The organism is Ascidiimonas meishanensis, from assembly GCF_037782385.1.
Taxonomy (GTDB): Bacteria; Bacteroidota; Bacteroidia; order Flavobacteriales; family Flavobacteriaceae; genus Ascidiimonas; species Ascidiimonas meishanensis.
On record NZ_JBBEXD010000041.1, the window covers coordinates 1 to 1386 of the forward strand.

The 1386-nt window shown below is 35.8% G+C and carries 1 protein-coding gene; it reads right to left on the reverse strand.

Annotation, left to right across the window (positions count from 1 at the left end; genetic code table 11):
• Positions 1 to 173: 173 nt before the first annotated feature.
• The coding region (locus tag WBG07_RS19320; RefSeq protein ID WP_340203769.1) for a hypothetical protein at positions 174 to 1386 on the reverse strand (1213 nt) is incomplete at its 5' end.

Here is a 1386-nt window from a genome sequence, read left to right on the forward strand (position 1 = left end):
CGAGAGAAGTAGCCGTACAAAGTTTTTAAAATATAGTTACACAGGTACATTAAAAATTGGTGACGGCCATTCTTCTACTAAGTCTTCTTAAGGGTAAAAGCATCCTAGAAAGCTCCTTCTGAATATTTCCAGAATGTTACTTTTTCTATATTTACACTAAATTTGGGTATTCTTTAGCCTAGTTTAGGACTTGGTGATTTAGACCTAGTCCTTTTCCTTTTTGGTTCTTCATCCCTTTTAGTTTCATCTACCTTTCTTTTATCATCCTTGTCACTATTTGTAGCCATCATTAATTTTCCAAAATCTTGTAAGAGTGCAGATTCTGTAGGTTCAGCCACTTCTTTGATTTGTTTATCATATTTTTGAACCATTTTTTCTATTAACTGGGTTTGTTGCGCTAAAAACATCTTAGATACTTCCTCTATTTCATGCGTATCTGCACCTGTAAGTTCTTGACGCAATGCGGTAGCTTGTTTTGTAATATCCAATACAGGAAGCACCTCTGGTTCATCGGTTAAATCTATGAGTCCGCTTTTCTCTAGAATTTTAGAAACGTCTGCTTTATACTGATTAAGAATCTTTTCTATGGCCTTATTTTTGGGAGAAATATCCCCTAAAACATTCGTATAGTATTTTTCTACCATACTATTTAGCTTGTTTTTATCAAAGGTATAGCGCTGTTGTGAATCTTGCACTAAGGTGTTAGCAGCATCGTCATTTGTGATACAACATAATTTCGCAAATGCTATTGCCAATTCATCTTTTACTACTTTAAAAGCAAAATCTTCGTAGGCAGTTTTACTGGGAAGTGTTTGGGGTTTTGTTCCCTCTGGAAATAGTATCTTAACCTTATTATTTGGATGTTCTGCTGCTCCATTTAGGAATATAGCATTAGAAAGACCTTTTACCTGTTCTATAAATTCATTTGTGTTGAAAACCCGCTCTCCTGCTACCTCTAATGCTGATAATTCTGTAAGAATTGCTTTTTCAACGGCCTCCCGTACGATGACTGCTTGAACCTCTTTAGAAGGCTCTTCACTTGTACTCTTAGAGCCGTATGAAGCAACATAGGCTACTGTTAGAATATCTTTCACAGGAGTTGCACAATCTCCTAATGCCGTGGCTATAGTCTGTAAGGCTGTTTTTTTATCCTCATCAGAGGTGCTCTCATTGAATACAGGATCTAAAAGTTGAACAGCCCCTTCAATATATACTCCATTAGCTTTTATATTGGTAAGCGGTATTTTTTCTAAAAAACCTATTACTACCTCTTTAGCTTTTAAAGTATTCTCTTTTATGATTGCTTCAAGCCTTCCTTTTTCAACAGGGCTCACAACACTATGAGACTCCATTTCACGTAATTCTTTTTGCGCTTCAATTACCTTT